14 protein-coding genes are annotated in these 15,631 nt (G+C 61.8%); 6 read left to right on the plus strand and 8 right to left on the minus strand.

The window, feature by feature from the left end; all coding sequences use genetic code 11:
- Nucleotides 1-256: 256 nt before the first annotated feature.
- The 7 genes from glpE to AC07OT_RS17590 all read right to left on the minus strand — a co-directional run bounded on the left by glpE (nucleotide 257) and on the right by AC07OT_RS17590 (nucleotide 7,854).
- On the minus strand, nucleotides 257-586 hold the full coding sequence (gene glpE, locus AC07OT_RS17560) for a thiosulfate sulfurtransferase GlpE (RefSeq protein ID WP_065925391.1): 330 nt from the start codon (nucleotides 584-586) through the stop codon (nucleotides 257-259).
- Nucleotides 587-595: 9 nt separating this feature from the next.
- A complete protein-coding gene (locus AC07OT_RS17565; RefSeq protein ID WP_065938233.1) occupies nucleotides 596-1,447 on the minus strand; it encodes a symmetrical bis(5'-nucleosyl)-tetraphosphatase in 852 nt (283 codons plus the stop codon).
- The gene (gene apaG / locus AC07OT_RS17570) at nucleotides 1,447-1,827 is read right to left on the minus strand and encodes a Co2+/Mg2+ efflux facilitator ApaG/CorD (protein ID WP_027605913.1); all 381 of its coding nucleotides are present in this window, start codon (nucleotides 1,825-1,827) and stop codon (nucleotides 1,447-1,449) included. Before apaG ends, AC07OT_RS17565 begins: the two co-directional genes overlap by 1 nt.
- Before the next feature lie 103 nt (nucleotides 1,828-1,930).
- On the minus strand, nucleotides 1,931-2,743 hold the full coding sequence (gene rsmA / locus AC07OT_RS17575; RefSeq protein ID WP_027605912.1) for a 16S rRNA (adenine(1518)-N(6)/adenine(1519)-N(6))-dimethyltransferase RsmA: 813 nt from the start codon (nucleotides 2,741-2,743) through the stop codon (nucleotides 1,931-1,933).
- Entirely contained in the window at nucleotides 2,740-3,729 is a 990-nt protein-coding gene (gene pdxA, locus AC07OT_RS17580) for a 4-hydroxythreonine-4-phosphate dehydrogenase PdxA (protein WP_281113594.1), read from the minus strand. Before pdxA ends, rsmA begins: the two co-directional genes overlap by 4 nt.
- Nucleotides 3,726-5,066 carry a peptidylprolyl isomerase gene (locus AC07OT_RS17585; RefSeq protein ID WP_027605910.1) on the minus strand — a complete coding sequence of 447 codons (1,341 nt, stop codon included), beginning with the start codon at nucleotides 5,064-5,066 and terminating at the stop codon, nucleotides 3,726-3,728. The genes pdxA and AC07OT_RS17585 overlap by 4 nt, the downstream gene beginning before the upstream one ends.
- Nucleotides 5,041-7,854: an LPS-assembly protein LptD gene (locus AC07OT_RS17590; RefSeq protein WP_141156144.1), complete on the minus strand. Its 2,814-nt coding sequence runs from the start codon at nucleotides 7,852-7,854 to the stop codon at nucleotides 5,041-5,043. Before AC07OT_RS17590 ends, AC07OT_RS17585 begins: the two co-directional genes overlap by 26 nt.
- A gap of 130 nt (nucleotides 7,855-7,984) precedes the next feature.
- On the opposite strand from AC07OT_RS17590, the gene AC07OT_RS17595 reads away from it, so the two are divergent.
- Genes AC07OT_RS17595 through AC07OT_RS17605 form a run of 3 tightly spaced genes read left to right on the plus strand, consistent with a single transcriptional unit; the run spans nucleotide 7,985 to nucleotide 10,450 of the window.
- A complete protein-coding gene (locus AC07OT_RS17595; protein ID WP_495108618.1) occupies nucleotides 7,985-9,010 on the plus strand; it encodes an aminoglycoside phosphotransferase family protein in 1,026 nt (341 codons plus the stop codon).
- A complete protein-coding gene (gene murU / locus AC07OT_RS17600; RefSeq protein ID WP_027605907.1) occupies nucleotides 9,007-9,681 on the plus strand; it encodes an N-acetylmuramate alpha-1-phosphate uridylyltransferase MurU in 675 nt (224 codons plus the stop codon). Before AC07OT_RS17595 ends, murU begins: the two co-directional genes overlap by 4 nt.
- 1 nt (nucleotide 9,682) lies before the next feature.
- On the plus strand, nucleotides 9,683-10,450 hold the full coding sequence (locus AC07OT_RS17605) for a TerB family tellurite resistance protein (RefSeq protein ID WP_495108619.1): 768 nt from the start codon (nucleotides 9,683-9,685) through the stop codon (nucleotides 10,448-10,450).
- Between the two features lie 140 nt (nucleotides 10,451-10,590).
- Here AC07OT_RS17605 and AC07OT_RS17610 read toward each other — a convergent pair whose 3' ends face one another.
- Nucleotides 10,591-11,565: a DUF3530 family protein gene (locus AC07OT_RS17610; RefSeq protein WP_495108620.1), complete on the minus strand. Its 975-nt coding sequence runs from the start codon at nucleotides 11,563-11,565 to the stop codon at nucleotides 10,591-10,593.
- A gap of 77 nt (nucleotides 11,566-11,642) precedes the next feature.
- Here AC07OT_RS17610 and AC07OT_RS17615 point away from each other — a divergent pair, with 77 nt between their 5' ends.
- From AC07OT_RS17615 to AC07OT_RS17625, 3 genes are all read left to right on the plus strand, one after another.
- On the plus strand, nucleotides 11,643-13,637 hold the full coding sequence (locus AC07OT_RS17615) for a PAS domain-containing sensor histidine kinase (protein ID WP_495108621.1): 1,995 nt from the start codon (nucleotides 11,643-11,645) through the stop codon (nucleotides 13,635-13,637).
- Nucleotides 13,638-13,655: 18 nt separating this feature from the next.
- The gene (locus AC07OT_RS17620; protein WP_027605903.1) at nucleotides 13,656-14,285 is read left to right on the plus strand and encodes a response regulator; all 630 of its coding nucleotides are present in this window, start codon (nucleotides 13,656-13,658) and stop codon (nucleotides 14,283-14,285) included.
- Between the two features lie 225 nt (nucleotides 14,286-14,510).
- The gene (locus AC07OT_RS17625; RefSeq protein WP_065871779.1) at nucleotides 14,511-15,623 is read left to right on the plus strand and encodes an ABC transporter ATP-binding protein; all 1,113 of its coding nucleotides are present in this window, start codon (nucleotides 14,511-14,513) and stop codon (nucleotides 15,621-15,623) included.
- Nucleotides 15,624-15,631: the final 8 nt, after the last annotated feature.

The raw sequence follows: 15,631 nt of genomic DNA on the forward strand, positions 1-15,631 counted from the left end.
CCGACGCCGGATCTATCAGTCGATGCTGGCAGTCATTGACGAACGCCAATGGCTGTTTTCCCCCCAGAACACCCTGAAACGCTACCGATGACCCGTACGCCGGTGTACCGGCTCTCCCCTGATTCGGATGGCCTGCGCTTAAGGATAGTTCGGAATCTGAGAGGGCAAGGCGTGATGCGCAATTAGTTTGGTTGCGCCGTTCGTCAGAAACGGCGCGAGCCCAAGCGTCACGCGGGGTAGCGGGGTGTGAAAAAAATTATTGCGAATCGCCGGAGGCAATTTCTGCAGGATACGTCGTACGCCACAGCTCAAAGCCGCCGTCGAGGCTGTAGACGTCGGAGAAGCCCTGGCTGACCAGGTAGGCGGCTGCGCTCTGGCTGGAATTACCGTGGTAGCAGGCCACGATCAGCGGTGCATCAAGGTCGGCGGCACGGATGAAATCGGCGATGTTGACGTTGTCCAGATGCTGGGCGCCAGCGATATGAGCGGCGGCGTAAGTCGGCTGGTCGCGGATATCGACGACCACTGCACCTTGCTCGCGCAGGGCCTGGGCTTGTTCGGGAGGGATACGTTTGAATTCGCTCATGGCGGGCTCCTATGGCCTGGCTGCAGCCGGCAGGGTAACGGGAAGAGTGGGTGGGCACTGGCAGCCGTGACGCTCGCCGGTGTCGATGTTCATCAGGGTCATGGCGCCGCCCCATACGCAGCCGGTGTCGAGGGCAAACACGCCAGGTTCCTCGCACTTGCCTTCAAGGGCTGCCCAGTGACCAAAGATGATCCTGGTGTCGCGGGTCTTGCGTTCCTTGTGGGCAAACCATGGTTTGTAGCCGGGCAGTGCCGTGTCGGCGCCTTCCTTGCTCTTGAGGTCCAGCTTGCCCTCGGCGGTGCAGAAGCGCATGCGTGTGAAATAGTTGGTAATCACCCGCAGGCGGGCGACGCCAGTGAGGTCGTTGTCCCACTTAACTGGCTCGTTGCCATACATGCCGTCGAGGTAGGCGGTGTACAGGCTGTCATCGGCCAGGGCGTTTTCGACTTCGGCGGCGCACTTGAGGGCTTTTTTCAGCGTCCACTGCGGCGGGATGCCGGCATGGACCAAGGCCATATTGCGGCTTTCGTCGTAATGCATGATCTTTTGCCGACGCAGCCAGTCAAGCAGTGGCGCGCGATCTGGCGCTTCGAGGATTTCGCGCAGGGTATCGCCCTTTTTCAAGCGCTCGATGTTATTGCCGGCGGCCAGCAGGTGCAGGTCATGGTTGCCCAGTACGCACACCAGGGAGTCCCTCAGGCTATACAGGTAACGGAGCGTCTCCAGGGACTCGGGGCCGCGATTGACCAGGTCGCCGACCAGCCACAGGCGATCGTTCGCCGGATCGAAGGCCACCCGTTCAAGCAGGCACTTGAGGGGCTCCAGACAGCCTTGCAGGTCGCCGACCGCGTACGTTGCCATCAGTGCAGGGCGCCTGGTACGGCGAGGCGGAAAGGCTTGATGATGGCGTCGAACAGTTTGCCGTCAGTGGCTTTCATCTGATACGAGCCTTGCATGGTGCCGACCTTGGAAGTCATTACCGTGCCGCTGCTGTAAGTGTGGCTGGCGCCAATGTCGATCAACGGTTGTTGGCCGACAACGCCTGCGCCGCGAACTTCCTCGACCTGACCGTCACCGTCGGTGATCACCCAATGGCGTGACAGCAGCTTGGCCGGCACCTGGCCGTTGTTTTTCACCGTGATGGTGTAGGCAAAGGCGAAGCGGTTCTGTTCAGGTTGCGATTGGTCCGCGAGGAAGCGGGTGACGACGCTGACGTCGATCTGGTAGCGAGGATCGGACATGCAAGAGGCCTTAAAAGCAAAAGCGGAGGACAGCAGATGCGGATCAGTCTAGGCCAAGAGGTGGGCACTAGGCCAGACATGTGTCTGGCCATGCCTGGGTGTTTCAGTCGGCGACTGGCGCAGGCTGGATGGCAAGCTGGTCGGCCAGGCGCACGAACGCGGCCAGGTCCAGTTGCTCGGGGCGCAGGCTGCCGTCGACGCCGGCTGCTTCGATCTCGGCGTTGCTCAGCAGGGCCTTGAGTGTGTTGCGCAGGGTCTTGCGGCGCTGGTTGAACGCCTCACGCACCACGCGTTCCAGCAATTTGTGATCCTTGGCCGGGTGTGGCAGCACGGCGTGAGGCACCAGTCGCACGATGGCCGAGTCGACCTTCGGTGGTGGGTTGAACGCACCCGGGCCGACATTGAACAGGTGTTCGACGCGGCAGTGGTACTGAACCATGATCGACAATCGGCCCCAATCACCACCACCAGGGCCGGCAGCCAGGCGTTCCACCACTTCTTTTTGCAGCATGAAGTGCATGTCGCGGATGATCCCGGCGTTGTTCAGCAGGTGGAAAATCAGCGGTGTGGAGATGTTGTACGGCAGGTTACCCACCACACGCAGGCTATTAGGCGCGGCGTTGAGGGTATTGAAGTCGAACTTCAATGCATCGCCCTGATGCAGGTTGAAGTTGGGCTTGTCGGCGAACTGCTGGTTGAGGATCGGGATCAGGTCCTTGTCCAGTTCCACCACGTCCAGTTGGCCGCCACTGGCGAGCAAGCCTTGGGTCAGTGCGCCCTGGCCCGGGCCGATTTCCAGCAGGCGGTCTTCTGGCTTGGCATGGATGGAGCGCAGGATACGGTCGATCACGCCAGCGTCGTGCAGAAAGTTTTGCCCGAAGCGCTTGCGCGCCCGGTGTTGGTAATGCTCGGTCATATACGGGTCTCGGCCATCTGATAGGCGGTTTCCAGGGCCACGTGCAGGCTGCCGGTATCGATCTTGCCGCTGCCTGCCAGGTCCAGGGCGGTGCCATGGTCGACGGAGGTGCGGATGATCGGCAGGCCCAGTGTCACGTTGACTGCGGCGCCGAAGCCTTTGTACTTCAGCACGGGCAGCCCCTGGTCATGGTACATCGCCAGCACTGCGTCGCAGTGCTCCAGATATTTGGGGGTAAACAGAGTGTCTGCTGGCAGTGGGCCGCGCAGGTCCATGCCTTCTAGGCGCAGACGCTCCAGGGTTGGTTCGATGATGTCTATTTCTTCATGGCCCAAGTGTCCGCCTTCGCCGGCGTGGGGGTTGAGCCCGCAGACCAGGATGCGCGGTTGGGCGATGCCGAATTTTTGTTGCAGGTCGGCATGCAGGATGCGCGTAACGCGCTCCACACGCTCGGCGGTGATGGCGTCGGCAATGTCGCGCAATGGCAGGTGCGTGGTCACCAGGGCGACCCGCAGGCCGCGTGTGGCCAGCATCATGACGACTTGAGCGGTGTTGGTCAGCTCGGCCAGGAACTCGGTGTGGCCGGAAAACGCAATCCCCGATTCGTTGATCACGCCCTTGTGGACCGGCGCGGTGATCATGCCGGCGAAGTCGCCGTCGATGCAGCCTTGCCCCGCGCGGGTCAGGGTTTCCAGGACGAACGCCGCGTTGGCCTTGTCGAGTTGCCCGGCAACGACCCTGGCTTGCAGCGGGGTGTTCCATACATACAAGCTGCCGGCGGGCGCCGGCAGGTCGGGCCAGTTGCCCGGTGCCACGTCCAGCAGATTGACGACCACACCCAACTGCGCGGCCCGCTCAAGGAGCAGGTCGCGGCTGGTAATGGCAATCAGGGGGTGCGGCTGGGGGTGCGAGGCGAGCAGCAGGCACAGGTCTGGACCAATGCCGGCCGGCTCGCCGGGTGTCACGGCGAAACGCTGGGGTTTCACGGAGCTGCCTGGTCGGTGCCTGTTTGCTCGGCGCCTGGCAGCTTGTTTTCCACGTAGGCTTCGTCACGGATCTGACGCAGCCAGGTTTGCAACTCTTCGTCGTATTTGCGGTTACGCAGTACGTTCAGCGCCTGCTGCTCGCGGGCCTGGCTGGTGTTGTCGGTGGCGCGACGACCAAGGACTTCCAGTACATGCCAGCCATATTGGGTCTTGAACGGCTTGGACAGTACGCCTTGCGGAGTATCGGCCATTACCTGCTGGAACTCGGGCACCAGGGCTTTGGGGTCGATCCAGTTCAGGTCGCCGCCGTTGAGGGCGGAACCCGGGTCTTCCGAGAAGCTCTTGGCCAGGGTGGCGAAGTCTTCACCGCTTTCGATGCGGTCATAGATCTTCTGGGCCAGTTCCTTGGTTTGGGCTTCGGTGCGGATTTCACTTGGTTTGACCAGGATATGACGAACATGCACTTCGTCTTTCAGCGAGGTCTCGCCACCGCGACGTTCCAGCAACTTCAGGATAATGAAGCCGCCTGGGGTACGGGCTGGCTGGGTGATGCCACCCACTTCCATGGCGCTCAGTTCACGGTCGAACGGAGGTGGCAGTTGAGCCGCTTTACGCCAGCCCATATCACCACCTTCAAGGGCGTTGTCGCTGCCGGACTGGGCAATGGCCATCTGGGCAAAGTCAGCACCGGCTTTCAGGCGATCATAGATAGCCTGGGTTTTCGCCGCTGCCGCATTCAGTTGCTCGGAGTTGGCACTGTCCGGGGTCGGGATCAGGATATTGGCCAGGTGCAGTTCTTCGGAAAGCTGCATCTTGCCCAGGTCCGAGGCCAGGAAGTTCTTCACTTCCTGCTCGGATACCTGGACCCGCTCGGCAACGCGACGCTGGCGCACACGGCTGATGATCATTTCGCGGCGGATCTGGTCACGGGCGTCTTCATACGAAAGACCGTCGTGGGCCAGGGCCGCGCGGAATTGATCAATGCTCATGTTGTTGCGCTGAGCGATGGTGCCGACCGCCTGGTTCAGTTCTTCGTCCGAGATACGGATGCCGGAACGCTCGCCGATCTGCAGTTGCAGGTTTTCGACGATCAGGCGTTCCAGTACCTGCTGGTCCAGCACGCTGGTAGGTGGCACGCCACCGCCACGCTTGGCGATGGTTTGCTGCACTTCCTTGACGCGCTGGTCCAGTTGGCTTTGCATGATCACGTCGTTATCGACGATGGCCACTACTTTATCCAGTTGCTGAACCGCAGCGTGAGCCGATACGGTGCCCAGGAACAGCGCGCCCAGCACTAGCGGGCGCAGACAATCAGAAAGCTTGGTCTTCACGTTCACGATAACCTTCAATGCCTTTGTCGAGGAAGCTCTCTACCTTGGCGCCGGTCAGGCCGCCGAGTCCTTTGAGGACGATCTGCAGGAAGAGCCCGTGGTCACCCTTTTCGTTAAGCGGGGCGATCTGGCTGTATTCGTCGTTGGAAACCCAGTAACGGTTGATGACGCGCAGTTTCCAGCAGCAGTTGTCGTACTCGAAACCACCGAAGGCTTCCAGGGTACGGTTGCGAGCGTAGTCATACTGCCAGCGGGTGATCAGGTTCCACTGGGGAATGATCGGCCACATCATCGAGAAATCGTGTTGTTGGATTTTGTAGTAATCCTTCACGTAGTTCGCCGAACCTGGGGTGCCGTAGTCGCCACCGAACTGCCATTTGCCGGTCAGCTGGTTGTAGACGACCTGGTCGTTACGATAGCGATAACCGACGTTGATGATCTTGTTCGGGTCGTTCTCCGGCTGGTAGTGAAGCATCGCACTGCCGGAGCGAGGGCTGTGCTCCTCGGTGTCCCAGTTGTAACCGGCAGTGGCGCGCCAGTCACGGTTGAAGCGGAACTCGTAGTCCAGGGCAACCGGGGATACGTCGGACTGCGAATCGGCACGGTCGGCGGCGAGGATGCCCGGCAATTGAACTTCACGATCCTTGAAGTACAGCGCCTGGCCCACGGATACGCGCTGACGCTCGAAGCCGTTTTCTTCGATCCAGCGGCTGGTCAAGCCAAGGGACAGCTTGTTTTCGTCGCCGATACGGTCCGTACCGCTGAAGCGGTTGTCGCGGAACAAGGACGCGTAGCTGAACGCATACTCGCTGCTGTCGAAGATCGGGATATCGGACTGGTCCTTGTTCGGCACGTACAGGTAGAACGCGCGCGGCTCAAGGGTCTGGCGATAGTTTGTGCCGAACCAGTTGGTATCGCGGTCGAAATACAGGCCGCTGTCGAGGCTGGCCACCGGAATCGCACGGTCCTGGGAGCTCTTGAAGGAGCCGCCTGCGTACTGGGTGCCGGCATTCGCTGCTGCTGTCTGTGCAGCGATGATGTCGTTCTTGCCCTTGTTGTCCAGGTCGAGATCGTACTTGGTGTAGACGTACTTGAGCTTCGGCGTCACAAAACCGTAGGTCCAGTTCATCGGGTATTCGACGGCGGGTGCTACGTTCAGGCGAGTACCGTTTGCACGGGTCAGGCCGGTTACGTAGGTGTCCAGGCGGCGCTCGGTACCACCATCTTCATTGATGAAGTTGCCGGTTTCCAGGCTTCGCTCAAACCGAACTGCTTCGGTATCGTAGGTAAACTTCAATCCACCTGGGCGGAACGGCAACTGCCCATTTAAAGTGATCTGCGGCAGGCGGTCATAAGGTGTGGTTTGGGAAATCGTCGCCAGTTGATAAGCCTGGACATTCAAGCGCGCCTGGAACGAGTCGCCGCGATAGGCCACCGAGCCCTGCTGGTTGACGAAGTCCCGACTCTCGACACCTTCCTGATAGGACTTGAGGTCCTGGAAGTAGTAGGGGTCGCTGATCTTGGTGTAGTCGACCTGGGTCAGTACACGCGAATCCAGCCCGCCCTTGTGCTGCCAATTGAGCATGTAGCGGGTTTTTTCGTAGTCGGTCTGCTTCTTGCGTTCGTCGTTGTCGTCGTTCAGGTACGCGCCGCCGAACTGGCCTTCGCTGGACTTGGTGAGGTAGCGGAATTCGCCTTCCATCATCATGCCGCGCTTGGTCATGTATTGCGGGTACAACGTGGCATCGTAGTTTGGTGCCAGGTTGAAGTAGTACGGCGTGACCAGGGTGAAGCCGGTTTCGCCGCCGGTGCTGAAGCTCGGTGGCAGGAAGCCGGACTGACGACGGTCGTCGATCGGGAAGTAGATGTAAGGGGTGTACAGGATCGGAATGTTCTTGATCCGCAATGTCGCGTTGGTAGCCGTACCGAAACCGGTGGCCGGGTTCAACGTGATGTTGTTGCCCCTGAGCTGCCAGGCGTTGCTGTCCGGCTCGCAGGTGGTGTACGTACCGTCCTTGAGACGGATGATCGCGTTTTCGGCGCGCTTGGCGTACAGCGCGTTACCGCGGATACGCGACTTGTGCAGCACGTATTCGGCGTTGTCGATCTGCGCCGCGCCGGTGTCCAGTTGAACCTGGGCATGGTCGCCGACGATCAATGCACCGTTGTCGCGCAGTCGCACGTTACCGTTCAGCTCACCACGGTTCTCGGCCTGGTACAGGCTGGCTTCTTCCGACTCCAGCTGCATGCTGCCCTGGCGCATGACGACGTCACCGGCCAGGGTTGCGACTTGTTGTTCCTGCTCGTAACGAGAGGCCTTGGCACCGATGAAAGTGGGCGCATCGCTCTTGTTCGTCTTGTCGTTCATGCCAGGACGCGTTGGCTCGATGTACGCACCGCCGCAGTAAGGACCGGTTTCCGCCAGCTGGGCTGCGGTCAACTTTTCACGAGGCACCCAGTCCAAGTGGCTGTAGTCGGCGCTGCGCGAACGCAGGCCACGGCCCTTGGACTCGGTGACCAGTGCGGTCTTCGGCTCGGCTTCGGCACTGCCGCCAGCGTCGGCCTGCGCCGTGCTGTTGGCCGAGCTGACGGCTGCGCCGTCATGCACCGGGCGCGGTGGCAAGGGGGCGGCGGCGGTTTTCGGCGCGCAGTCCCAGGCACCCGAAGCAGAGACTGAGCAGTCATACTGTTCCGCGGCGACCACGAATGAGGTGGCGAAGGGTTGCATGACCAGCAGACTGCCGGTTACCAGCAACGGAAATTTTCTACGAAACGCGGGGGATTTCAATGCCATCTTATTAGTCCGGGCTTCCTGCGTGCCATCTGCCCGCGGTTTGGGCCGCACGCCTCTCGATGGTCTGAAAAAGATGCGTGATAATAAAGCATGCCCCGCTTGACGGCTAGCGCCGTCGGAGACCCTTGTAATGCCCGAGCAAGATCTACGTTTACAACAGCTGGAAGTCTGGCTGGATGAGCAGTTGCCGATCCTTTTCAACGCTCAAGGCTGGGGTGCCGTACCCCCGGCCACATTGACTGCGGCCAGCAGCGACGCGAGTTTCAGGCGCTATTTCCGTTGGGACGGCGGCGGTCGAACATTCGTGGTAATGGACGCGCCGCCTCCCCAGGAAAACTGCAAACCTTTCGTCGATATCGCGTATTTGCTCTCCACTTCGGGAATAAATGTGCCGAAAATTTATGCACAAGACTTGCCGCGAGGCTTTCTTTTGCTCAATGACCTGGGCAGAAAAACCTACCTGGACGTGATAACCGACGAAAACGCCGATCAATTGTTTGCCGATGCCATCGACGCCTTGCTGGCTTTTCAGCAGTTGCCGATGGACGCACCACTGCCCAGCTATGACGTCGCCTTGCTGCGCCGTGAACTCGAATTGTTTCCCGAATGGTACGTGCGCCGGCACTTGGGTATCGAGTTGGATACTCGGCAGCAGGCACTTTGGCAGCGTGTCAGCGATCACCTGATCGACAGTGCCCTGGCGCAACCCAAAGTGCTGGTGCACCGCGACTATATGCCACGCAACCTGATGATCAGCGAGCCGAACCCTGGCGTGCTGGATTTCCAGGATGCGGTGTATGGTCCGGTCACCTACGACATCACCTGCCTGTTCAAGGATGCCTTCCTCAGTTGGCCCCAGGCCCGCGTGCGCGAATGGCAGCGCGGCTATTGGGAGCGTGCGGCCCGGCTCGGCATTCCAGTACAGCCGGATTTTCAAGACTTCCTGCGCGCCAGCGACCTGATGGGCGTGCAGCGCCACCTCAAGGTCATCGGTATCTTTGCGCGCATCTGCCATCGCGACGGCAAGCCACGCTACCTGGCCGACGTACCGCGCTTCTTTGCTTATATAGAGGCGGTGCTGGCCGATCGTCCGGAGTTGGGCGAACTGGCTGAGTTACTGACCAGCCTGCGCCAGCCCGCAGAGGCCAGCGTATGAAGGCCATGATCCTGGCCGCCGGTAAAGGCGAGCGGATGCGTCCGCTTACCTTGCACACCCCCAAGCCGCTGGTGCAGGCCGGCGGCAAGCGCCTGATCGAGTACCACCTGGAGGCGCTGGCCAAGGCCGGTTTTACCGATGTGGTGATCAACCATGCCTGGCTCGGCCAGCAGATCGAGCGCTACCTGGGGGATGGCGCGCAGTTCGGCTTGCGTATCCGCTACTCCCCGGAGGGCGAACCGCTGGAAACCGGCGGCGGGATCTTCCAGGCGCTGCCCTTGCTGGGGGATGAGCCGTTCCTGGTGGTCAACGGCGATATCTGGACCGACTACGACTTCACCCGCCTCAAGCAGCCGCTCAAGGGCCTGGCTCATCTGGTGATGGTCGACAACCCGGCACATCACCCCTCGGGCGGTGATTTCTACCTTGATCAGGGCTTGCTTCATGATGCGGCGCCTGGTGCCGATAACCTGACCTTCAGTGGCATTTCAGTGCTCGACCCCCGGCTGTTCGAGGGTTGCAGCGCCGGTGCCTTCAAGCTGGCGCCGCTGCTGCGTGCGGCCATGGCGAAAGGTTTGGTAACGGGGGAACACATGGCGGGACGCTGGATTGATGTCGGCACGCTGGAGCGCCTGGCGCACGTCGAAACCCTGCTGACAGCGGGGCAGTAGCATGTTGTGGCCAGGGACGCTGATCGGCGCCGGGGCTGGCTTTGCCATTGCCAGTATTCCGGGGGCCTTGTTGGGGGCGCTGTTGGGGCAGGCGCTGGATCGCCGCCTGCAACTGCACAGTTGGGCACAGTTGCGCGAGCGCTTGGGCGGGCGTCCGGCGTTACGCAATGACGAGTTATTGTTTGTGTTGCTCGGGCGCCTGGCCAAAAGCAACGGGCGTGTGGTGGGCGGGCATATCCAGCAGGCGCGGCAGGAAATGCGTTCACTGGACATGACCGAGTCGGCCCAGCGCCGCGCGATTGCGGCGTTCAACCGCGGCAAATCCGGTTCCGACCGGGTACGCCGCTACCTGCGTGTGCTCAAGGCCCAGCCCCATGCGGCGGAAGGGGTGTTGCGGGCGTGCTGGCGGATGGTCTGGGCGGACGGCAAGGCGGACGCCGCCGAGCGCGATTTGATCGACCTGTGGGGTAAGTGGTTGGGCTGGACGCCGCAACAGCTCCAGGCGTTGGCGGCCGATTACACACCTGAGCGCAAGCCGCTGGTCAATCGTGGCACGACCTACCAGGAAGCGTTGCGCTTGCTCGGCGTGACCGCTACCACCGAGCCGTCGGTCATCAAGCGTGCCTATCGCCGCCTGCTGAGCCGTCACCACCCGGACAAGGTGGCCGGCAGTGGCGCCAGCCCCGCGCAAGTGCGTGAGGCGACCGAGCGCACCCGTGAATTGCACAATGCCTATTCATTGATTCGCGAGCGCCGGGATTTTCGTTAGACGCCACTATTTTCACGAATAAACACATTCCAATGTGGGAGGGGGCTTGCCCCCGATTAGGGTGGGTCAGCTACCTATCTGTCGACTGACACACCCCTATCGGGAGCAAGCCCCCTCCCACATTGGTTCTGTGCTGATCCTCAGTCGGCGCTGGCCTGCGGGCTCAACCAGCCGCGAACCCGGCGATACAACTGTTCCTGCTCGGCGGCGCTGTTGCCGGGCAGGGTCTTCAATGACACCTGCTTATAGCCGTCATTCTTCAAGCGCTTCGCGGCCTGGGCGCGCGCCAGGGCGTTTTTGCGTGCTTGAGCGGTGTCTTGATAGAAGACGTCGGCCGTCGGCAGTTTCAGCGCCGGCGCCAGTTGTTGTACATCCGGATGACGCCCGGCAGGCGTCTGGGCGGCAACCATCACGAGCTTCTGCACCTGGGAGGGTTGTTTTTCAGTCAGGTAACGCGCCGCCCACCAGGCGCCAGTGCCATGGCCCACCAGCACCACCGTGCGTGCGCTCTGGGTCTGGGCAAAGGCCACGGCGGCATCAATGCGCGCAAAGATGCGCGAGGCGTCGGTCTTGTCCTGTTCGTCGGCACCCGGGACCACCGCCGGGTCGGTGCCTTCCGCCTCGGCGCTGGCGGCTTGCTCGATCGGTTTGTCGGCGGTACTCGCGTCTTTACTGCTGGTGTCGACGGTGGCGTTGGGCGCTTCCATGACACGCGGCGGCAGGGTGTCCATGCTTAAGTCCGGTAACGACAGGCTGAGGCTGCCCCAATTGGCATCCGGCAATTTACGTCGCAACGGGCCGATTGCTTGCGGCCAGTCAGCATTTTCGCCGGCGCCCGGTACGATAATCACCACGCCTTCGGGCTCGGCGCTGTTGGCCGGTTTCCACAGGGCAAGGAAGGAATCGCTGCCGGCCTGCAACTGTTGCTGCTCTTGCTGCGGGATTTTGCGTTCCAGGGCGGCGGCCTCTTCCTGGCTACGCTCGGGCAGGGGTTGGCGTTCGACGGGTTTTTCGGCAGCCGGTGCCGGTGCGTCTTCAGCCTGCACAGAAAAGGCACTGGTAAACAGCAGTGACAGGCACAATGCTGGCAGTGCCGAACGGTTTCGATAGGACATCGTTGATTTCCGGCCAGAAGTGATTCCAGCAGCCTAATGGGTTGGTCAGTATTTGTCAGTGATGTGAGACGTGGATCATGGGTTTTCGCTGTCTGCTGGTTATCGGCTGTTTGTGCCTTGCCTTGATGGCAAACGCTTCCCCCGCGCCCGCCACACCGCAGGCGCAGCTGAATGCGCCGCAGCGCGAATGGCTGGCCCGGCACCCGGAGCTGCGGGTGGGCGTGGTGTTGCAGGCGCCTTACGCGCAATACGACCGACGCCTGCAGCGCTTGTCCGGGGCGAATGTCGAGTTGATGCAGTGGCTGGCCAAGGCGCTGAATATCGAGCTGACCTGGCGCAACTTCCCTGATCAGGAGCAGTTGGAGGCCGCCGTACGCGACGACGAGGTAGACATTGCCCCTGGCCTGCAGCAAACCCCGGCCGGTTTGCGCCTGTGGCAGTTCACCGACCCGTATATGCGTGTGCCTCAACACATTGTCGGCATCCGCGAGGGCGGTGGTGCCGTGGAGCTGGAGAAGCTCGACGGTCAATCCCGGGTTGCCGTGCGCATGCCCAGCGCCGTGGCCGATTACCTGCGCAGTACCTATCCCGGCCTCAACCTGCAAGGCGTGCCCATGGAGCGCCAGGCCTTGCAGCTGTTGGTCAGCCAGCAGGCGCGTTATGCCGTGGTGGATGAAGCGCAATTAAGCCGCTTGTCCGCAGAGGCCGAGTTCAGCGGGCTGGCGGTGGTCGGGGACATCGGCCTGCCGCAATTGCTGCGGGTTGCCACGCGCCGGGACTGGCCGGAACTGGCCGGCATCATGGAAAGTGCCCTGAGCGCGATCCCGGCCCGCGACCTGGATCAACTGCACAGTCGCTGGCTGCAACCCAAATACCCACGTTTATCCGAATCCAAAGGCCTCTGGCAGAACCTCAGCCTGCTGCTCGGCCTGTTGCTGCTCGCCAGCCTGGCCGTGGTGTTCTGGCAGCGCCGCCAGCAACGTGTGCTGGAGCATGGCCTGCTGGCCGCCCGCGAAGAAAGCGCGGCCCGTGCCGCCGGTGCCGAAGCGCTGCGCTTGACGCAGTTCTCCATCGACCAGAGCACCGTCGGCATCCTCTGGGTCAACTGGGACAGCCACGTGCGCTACGCCAATCGTGCGGCCGAGAGCATGCTGGGTTACGAGCCCGGTGCGCTGATCGAACGGCCGTTGGTCGACCTCGACCCGACCCTGGATATGGACCGCTGGCTCAACCTGTGGAAGCGCGCACGGGCCAGCGAAGAAGGGCCGCAGAACTTCGCCACTGATTGTTTGCGCGCCGATGGCAGCATCCTGCCGGCCAACGTGTCCTTGAGCTTTCTGCGATTTGCCGAAGCCGAATACCTGGTTGTTTACCTGAACGATGTCACCGAACTGCGTCGCACCCTGGCCGCCTTGATGCAAAGTGAAGCGCAACTGCGCGAGTTGTCCGCCCACCTGGAAACCGTGCGCGAAGAAGAAAAGGCCCGCATCGCCCGGGAAGTGCACGACGAACTCGGGCAAATGCTCACGGTGCTCAAGCTGGAAACCTCCATGTGCGAGCTGTCCTATGCGCAACTGGATCCTGGCCTGCACGAGCGCTTGAACAGCATGAAGCGCCTGATCGCCCAACTGTTCCAGTTGGTGCGGGACGTGGCGACCGCGCTGCGCCCGCCGATTCTCGACGCCGGGATTGCCTCGGCCATCGAATGGCAGGCGCGGCGTTTCGAAGCGCGCACGCAGATTCCCTGCCTGGTGCAAGTGCCGGATAACCTGCCGGCCTTGAGCGATGCCAAGGCCATCGGCCTGTTCCGTATCCTGCAAGAGGCGCTGACCAATGTGATGCGCCATGCCCAGGCGCATACTGTCGAACTGACCCTGGCGGTGGAAGGCACCGACCTGCGTCTGACCATCAGCGACGATGGCGTCGGTTTCGTCCAGGCCCAGGGGCGCCCGGTGTCGTTTGGCCTGGTAGGGATGCGCGAGCGGGTGCTGATCATGGGCGGGCAACTGAGCCTGGACAGTCAATTGGGCGAGGGCACCACCCTGAGTGTCACGGTGCCTTTGGATGCATAACGATAAGAGGAAGCCCTTGTGATCCGTGTACTGGTAGCCGAAGACCACACCATTGTTCGTGAAGGCATCAAGCAATTGATCGGCCTGGCTAAAGACCTGCTGGTGGTGGGGGAGGCGAGTAATGGCGAGCAGTTGCTCGAGACCTTGCGCCATGTGCCTTGCGAGGTAGTGTTGCTGGACATCTCGATGCCAGGCGTGAATGGCCTGGAAGCGATTGCGCGCATTCGGGCGCTGAGCAATCCGCCGGCGATCCTGGTGCTGTCGATGCACGATGAGGCGCAAATGGCCGCCCGCGCCTTGAAGGTGGGCGCGGCGGGCTACGCCACCAAGGACAGCGACCCCGCGCTGCTGCTGATGGCGATTCGAAAGGTCGCCGCCGGCGGGCGTTACATCGACCCGGACCTGGCGGACCGCATGGTCTTCGAGGTCGGGCTGACGGATTCAAGGCCCTTGCATTCGCTGCTGTCTGAGCGTGAGTTCTCAGTGTTCGAGCGCCTGGCCCAGGGCGCCAACGTCAATGACATCGCCCAGCAACTGGCGTTGAGCAGCAAGACCATCAGCACCCACAAGGCGCGGCTCATGCAGAAACTCAATATCACCTCCCTGGCCGAGCTGGTGAAGTACGCCATGGAGCACAAGCTCCTCTAACCACATACCCAATAACGACACCCCCAAAACACCGCCGAACCCATTCTTGCCGCTTGCAGCTCGCCTCTTGCAGCTGCCCTGTCCCATCCCCGCCATCCGTGTAGGGCGATCCCTACCCCAAACCTTCCATCCGGCTGATGCCATTCTCTCCTGGCCCCCGATTTCCGGGGGCTCGCGCCTGGACTACGCTTGTGCCACAGCAGTCCAAAATACAAAGGTGCGGGTATGAGCGAGGTGGATTCAAATGATGTGCTGGTCAGCTTTCGTGGCGTGCAGAAGAGCTACGACGGCGAGAACCTGATCGTCAAAGACCTCAACCTGGAGATTCGCAAGGGCGAGTTCCTCACCCTGCTCGGGCCTTCCGGTTCGGGCAAGACCACCAGCCTGATGATGCTGGCCGGCTTCGAAACGCCGACCGCCGGTGAAATCCAGCTGGCCGGACGCTCGATCAACAATGTGCCGCCGCACAAGCGCGACATCGGCATGGTGTTCCAGAACTACGCGCTGTTCCCGCACATGACGGTTGCCGAGAACCTCGCGTTCCCGCTGTCGGTGCGGGGCTTGAGCAAGACCGATATCAGCGAGCGGGTCAAACGCGTGCTGAGCATGGTCCAGCTCGATGCCTTCGCCCAGCGCTACCCGGCGCAACTGTCCGGCGGCCAGCAACAGCGTGTGGCCTTGGCCCGGGCGTTGGTGTTCGAGCCGCAACTGGTGCTGATGGACGAACCCCTCGGCGCCCTTGACAAGCAATTGCGTGAACACATGCAGATGGAGATCAAGCACCTGCACCAGCGCCTCGGCGTGACCGTGGTGTACGTGACCCATGACCAGGGCGAAGCCTTGACCATGTCCGACCGCGTGGCGGTGTTCCACCAGGGCGAGATCCAGCAGATCGCCGCGCCACGTACCTTGTATGAAGAGCCGAAGAACACCTTCGTCGCCAACTTCATCGGTGAAAATAACCGCCTCAATGGTCGCCTGCACAGCCACACCGGCGAGCGCTGCGTGGTGGAGTTGGCGCGCGGCGAGAAGGTCGAGGCGCTGGCGGTGAACGTCGGCCAGATCGGCGGCCCGGTGACCCTGTCGGTGCGCCCTGAGCGTGTCAGCCTCAATGGCTCCAGCGAAAGCTGCGTCAACCGTTTCTCCGGGCGGGTGGCGGAATTCATCTACCTGGGCGACCACGTGCGCGTGCGCCTGGAAGTCTGCGGCAAGGCCGATTTTTTTGTGAAACAACCGATCGCCGAGCTGGACCCGGCGTTGGCGGTCGGCGACGTGGTACCGATTGGCTGGCAAGTCGAGCACGTTCGCGCACTCGACCCACTTCTAGAGGCGAATTGATCGCCCCA

It is taken from the genome of Pseudomonas sp. GW821-FHT09C10 (assembly GCF_059418085.1).

Bases quoted from the DNA above. Each gene is read 5' to 3' on its own strand.
- glpE (WP_065925391.1), bottom strand. From the start codon at position 586: ATGAGCGAATTCAAACGTATCCCTCCCGAACAAGCCCAGGCCCTGCGC.
- AC07OT_RS17565 (WP_065938233.1), bottom strand. From the start codon at position 1,447: ATGGCAACGTACGCGGTCGGCGACCTGCAAGGCTGTCTGGAGCCCCTC.
- apaG (WP_027605913.1), bottom strand. From the start codon at position 1,827: ATGTCCGATCCTCGCTACCAGATCGACGTCAGCGTCGTCACCCGCTTC.
- rsmA (WP_027605912.1), bottom strand. From the start codon at position 2,743: ATGACCGAGCATTACCAACACCGGGCGCGCAAGCGCTTCGGGCAAAAC.
- AC07OT_RS17590 (WP_141156144.1), bottom strand. From the start codon at position 7,854: ATGGCATTGAAATCCCCCGCGTTTCGTAGAAAATTTCCGTTGCTGGTA.
- AC07OT_RS17595 (WP_495108618.1), top strand. From the start codon at position 7,985: ATGCCCGAGCAAGATCTACGTTTACAACAGCTGGAAGTCTGGCTGGAT.
- murU (WP_027605907.1), top strand. From the start codon at position 9,007: ATGAAGGCCATGATCCTGGCCGCCGGTAAAGGCGAGCGGATGCGTCCG.
- AC07OT_RS17605 (WP_495108619.1), top strand. From the start codon at position 9,683: ATGTTGTGGCCAGGGACGCTGATCGGCGCCGGGGCTGGCTTTGCCATT.
- AC07OT_RS17610 (WP_495108620.1), bottom strand. From the start codon at position 11,565: ATGTCCTATCGAAACCGTTCGGCACTGCCAGCATTGTGCCTGTCACTG.
- AC07OT_RS17615 (WP_495108621.1), top strand. From the start codon at position 11,643: ATGGGTTTTCGCTGTCTGCTGGTTATCGGCTGTTTGTGCCTTGCCTTG.
- AC07OT_RS17625 (WP_065871779.1), top strand. From the start codon at position 14,511: ATGAGCGAGGTGGATTCAAATGATGTGCTGGTCAGCTTTCGTGGCGTG.